General features: G+C 42.6%; 5 protein-coding genes and 1 riboswitch. Of the genes, 3 read left to right on the top strand and 2 right to left on the bottom strand.

Annotation, left to right across the window (positions count from 1 at the left end):
* Positions 1–64: IS3 family transposase (locus B2Y23_RS15440; RefSeq protein WP_414632114.1), on the top strand; the 64-nt coding region annotated here is incomplete at its 5' end.
* A gap of 59 nt (positions 65–123) precedes the next feature.
* Here the strand turns inward: B2Y23_RS15440 and phoU are convergent.
* Both phoU and B2Y23_RS02695 read right to left on the bottom strand, forming a co-directional pair.
* Positions 124–840 (bottom strand): phosphate signaling complex protein PhoU, encoded by a 717-nt coding sequence (phoU, locus tag B2Y23_RS02700; protein ID WP_291355773.1) that lies wholly within the window; start codon positions 838–840, stop codon positions 124–126.
* A gap of 93 nt (positions 841–933) precedes the next feature.
* On the bottom strand, positions 934–2,286 hold the full coding sequence (locus B2Y23_RS02695) for a TolC family outer membrane protein (protein WP_291368853.1): 1,353 nt from the start codon (positions 2,284–2,286) through the stop codon (positions 934–936).
* Between the two features lie 271 nt (positions 2,287–2,557).
* On the opposite strand from B2Y23_RS02695, the gene B2Y23_RS02690 reads away from it, so the two are divergent.
* Positions 2,558–3,625 (top strand): hypothetical protein, encoded by a 1,068-nt coding sequence (locus tag B2Y23_RS02690; protein WP_409449798.1) that lies wholly within the window; start codon positions 2,558–2,560, stop codon positions 3,623–3,625.
* A gap of 91 nt (positions 3,626–3,716) precedes the next feature.
* Positions 3,717–3,849, top strand: a riboswitch (TPP riboswitch).
* Between the two features lie 111 nt (positions 3,850–3,960).
* Positions 3,961–4,750, top strand: a 790-nt coding sequence (locus tag B2Y23_RS02685; protein WP_291368849.1) for a phosphomethylpyrimidine synthase ThiC, incomplete at its 3' end; no start/stop codon positions are given.

Here is a 4,750-nt window from a genome sequence, read left to right as displayed (position 1 = left end):
CAAGGTTAAATTAAAAGGACTGACCCCTGTTGAATACAGGAATCAGTCCTTAAAAACCGCCTAACTTACTGTCTAACTTTTGGGGGTCAGATCATTGAGATGGGCTTTTTGAGACTGTTTCGCTTAACGCTGAACTTTTTGTTCAATCTCTTCGACACTGGTATGGCGTACATCCAGACCTTTGACCATATAGATGACCTGTTCAGAAATATTACGGGCATGGTCGCCAATCCGCTCCAGAGAACGCAGCACCCACATCACATTAATGACGCGGGAAATATGCCGCGGATCTTCAATCATATAAGTCATTAAGGTACGTGTCGCAGACTGGTATTCCCGGTCAATATCGGCATCAGCAAGCAGCACCCGTAAAGCCTGATCGACATCCAGACGCGCAAAGGCATCCAGGGCCTCATGAATCATCACCCGAACCTGATTGCCAATATGACGGGTTTCCATATAACCCCGCGGAGAACTGCCCTCTTCACATAAATTTTGTGCAATACGGGCAATCTTTGCAGCTTCATCGCCAATACGTTCCAGGTCAGTATTGGCCTTGGACATGGCAATCACCATACGTAAATCAATCGCAGCAGGATGACGACGCGCCAGAATCAGGGTTAAGGCTTCATCAATCTCGGTTTCCAGACGATTAACCACATTATCCTGAAATTGCACATCAATCGCTAAAGTGGCATCGGTATCTAACAAGGCATGAATACTATTGGCAACCTGCTGTTCTACCAGCCCCCCCATAGTCATGAACTTGGTATTTACATCTTGCAAATCTTCATTAAATTGCGAAGAAATATGATGATTTAACACCGGATTATTTGGCAAGGTACATACTCCACAACAGCGATTTTAAAATGAATGATCGTGTTCAATATTAAAACATATCTAATGTGAAGTTTTCATGACAAAAACCGCAGATTAGCTGGCTGGCTTGAATGACTTATCAATTAACCAGGCATTCATTTCTTCCAGGTCTTTTTCAGTCAATTTACCGACCGATGCTTTTAAACGCAGCACATTAATCAAATAATCGTATTTTGCATTTAAATAATCCTGTTTGGCAGAAAAAGCATTACGCTGCGCCAGCAGTACATCGACCATGGTTTTCAAGCCTTCCTGATATTGTGCTTTAGAAGCCTGAGAAACCACTTCCGAAGAATCCATGGCTGCTTTTCGTGCCTGTAATTTGGCTTGATCGGTTTCTACCTGCATATAAGATTTTTTAACATCGGTATTGGCTTTGCGAATCACGGCATCCAGCTGGGTTTCGCTTTTTTTCACATTCACTGCTGCTTTTTGAATGGACTTTTGCGTTCTGCCCCCGGTATAAACATTCCAGTTCATCTCTACGCCAACCTGATCAAACTGGCCATCACTGGAAACCACATTTTGCGGGGTCTGTTTAATATAACCATAGGTACCGACCGCTTCAATTTGCGGATATAAGGCGGCTTTTTCTACCCGTTTCTGGTCTTCTGCATAATGCTGCTGGATACGCGCCTGCTGAACCGAAAGATTTTGGCTCAGTGCCAGCGCTGTCCAGGCATCCAGATCGGCCGGATAAGGTTTCTGGAATTGGAAGTCATCTCTGAGTACTGCCAGGCTCTCTTGATAAGGCCCGATTAACTGGGACAGTTGTTCCTGTGCCAAAACCCATTGTACATGCGTAGCAATCCGGTTGGCCCGGGCACTTTCATATTGTGCAGTGGCTTCACTGACATCGCTTTTTGCCACTAGACCTTCTTTCAATTTGGCATTCATGACACTGAGCTGTTCGAACAGCGCTTTTTCTTCTTGCAGATTGGCTACGGTTAAACTCTGCTGACGCAACACATTAAAATAACTTTCCGAGACATTTAAAATGTGTTCTTGGCGCTGTAATTGTAAAGTGATTTCACTCAAACTGACGGACGTTTTGACCTGCTTTAAACCTTCCCAGGCATCCCAACGGAATATCGGCTGGCGTGCAGTAATGGCAATTTGTCGAGTTGTGGACGATGAAGACGTAAATGCATCTGAAGGAAAACCCGGAATACTGGTGTCACTGGCCTGCTGGCTTTTACGTGCCACATTTCCAGAAATAGTCACTGTTGGCAGCAAATTACCTTTGGCAATGCCTAAATTGAGTTGATCTGCTTCATATTGTAAAAGATTGGCCTGCCAATTCGGATCGCTGTTTTTTGCCCGTTGATAGGCCTCAACCAAATCCAAAGCATGGCTCCATGAGCTAAACAGCAACGCACATGCACTAATGACTATTTTAATATCCATTTTTTATAGTAAATCCTTACTAGCGACCATCCATAGACACGCATATTTATAATAAAAGCTATGCAATATTAAAATGATCTTTTCAATTTTCCGTATGATTTTTATTAATTTTCACAATATGCACCGGTGTTATCCACTTGTCTCCATAATTATTTGTCAATAATCACAGCGCGTAACCAAAACTCTTCATAATACTACACAGACAAAGAATTTTTCAGTTATAAAATATCGATATACCCGACAAATCATTGCCGCCTGTACCCGATATAGAATGACTGTGCCTTTAAAAACAAAATTTTCTGTTAAGCAATGCTTTCCCTTTTTTATTTTTATGCTTCTGCTCGGGTGTCAAAAACCCGAGCCTCAACCTATCCCAGAACAGGTACAAAAACAATCAGAACAAGATGAAACGGTAGATTTATCGTTATTATGCAAAAATCTTGAAAAAAACATGCAGGCGATTAATGCAGAACGCACCACTTTTGCCCTGGAACAAATTAATCAGGATTTAAAATTATGCTTGCCGCTGTCTACCTTTGCAGAACAGCAGCATTTATTAAAATTGTCCAATCAAATGTATAACAACTTCCTCAGCGTGGACAGAACTGCGCTGCAACAACTCGCTTTCGAAGAGTACGCTTTTGATTTGTCCCAGCATCCGACCATTCAACAGAACCATTTTGAACAGCTGAATTTACGTGATCAATATTTATTGAAACATAAAGGGCAGGCGTATATAGAAATGTATGATACTGGCAAGGGTCAGGTCAATTATCGCCGTAGCCCTGAATATTTAGCCAGAATTTTTGCGCCTTATATGCCCAAAGCCGAACAGGTCTTTATCGAAAATTTGGCTAACCAAAATATGCAGCCAGTATTTTCAGACCAGATCCTCATTCTTGAACCATATGAGATTTCGGCTCGAGCCTTATTTTGGGAAGAGTATTTAAATCAATACCCGAAGAGCAGCTATCGCAAAGATGCTGAGTATCTTTTACAGATGTATACCCTGTTTTTATTTAAAGGCATGAATGATTCGCCTGTCTCGGATACTTACCTGGATAAATATGCCATCCAAAGTAGCTCGCTGGATGAAATTGAAAAATTAGCCCAGGTCAAAAATTCACATTTAGCCTTTCAAGCAAACAAGTTTCTGCAATTTCTGCAATTATCTGAGCAGCAGCGCTTAAAAGAAATTCCAGTCCAGTTAAGCCCTAAAGAACAGCAGTCGTTATCTGAAAAACAGCTGGCACTCAAACAGTTAGATGAATATTTAGGTCTACAAAATTTAAGCCTTTCCAACCCGCGCGACTGTTTTAGTGATGCGGTTTGTCTTTAAGCCATTGCTTTCTATGCAGAATCAATAAAATCACTCAAAAGCGATATTTTATGTGAATGTTTTTTAGCAGTTCGGCGTGTTAATATTGCCGCATAGCTTGACGGAGCGCGAGTAACAACTCGCTGAGATCACCTAAATTCTATATGCAGATATGGCATTTGATGGTGAGTACCGTTGAACCTGATCAGGTTAAGACCTGCGTAGGAATCAAGCCATCAAAAAACCTAAGCCTATAATTTATTCGTGTGGATTTTTACAATAAATTTACCCGGATAAAACAGCCACGTTTTTGGTCGTGCTTGATTCGTTGATGTCATTTCACAAGGATCATTGCAATGCACCAATTAACGAATCTCTCTGCAACAGATATGTCTGCTCAACATGAGCAAGATGCCAAAGATCTCACCCGAATTTTACCCGCTTCCAGAAAAGTTTATGTCCAGGGTTCACGTAGCGACATTCAAGTGCCGATGCGCGAAATTTCCCTAACCGAAACTCCAACAGGTTTAGGTGGCGAATACAATCCTGCGATTATGGTCTATGACACTTCAGGGGTATATACCGACCCAAACGTTGCCATTGACCTGAATAAAGGCTTGCCCAATGTGCGTGAAACCTGGATTGAAGAACGTCAGGATACTGAACGTCTTGATACCTTAAGCTCTGCTTTTGGACAGGAACGCCTGAAGGATATTCGCACGGCTGAGATTCGTTTTGCACATATTCAAAAGCCGCGTCGTGCCAAAGCGGGCAAAAATGTCACCCAGATGCACTATGCGCGTCAGGGCATCATTACTCCGGAAATGGAATATATCGCCATTCGTGAAAACCAGCGCCAGCAGGAAGGTGTCGATGTACGCCAACATGCCGGTCAAAATTTCGGTGCGAAAAACCTGACTGAAATTACCCCTGAATTTGTGCGTCAGGAAGTGGCAGAAGGTCGCGCCATTATTCCGGCCAACATTAACCATCCTGAAATTGAGCCGATGATTATCGGACGTAACTTTCTGGTGAAAATCAATGCCAACATCGGCAACTCTGCCCTTGGTTCCAGCATCGATGAAGAAGTCGCGAAAATGACCTGGGCAACCCGCTGGGGTGCCTATACCATTATGGATTTGTCGA

Source organism: Acinetobacter sp. UBA5934 (genome assembly GCF_002430855.1).
Lineage (GTDB): Bacteria > Pseudomonadota > Gammaproteobacteria > Pseudomonadales > Moraxellaceae > Acinetobacter.
This window is presented reverse-complemented; position numbering and strand designations above follow the sequence as displayed.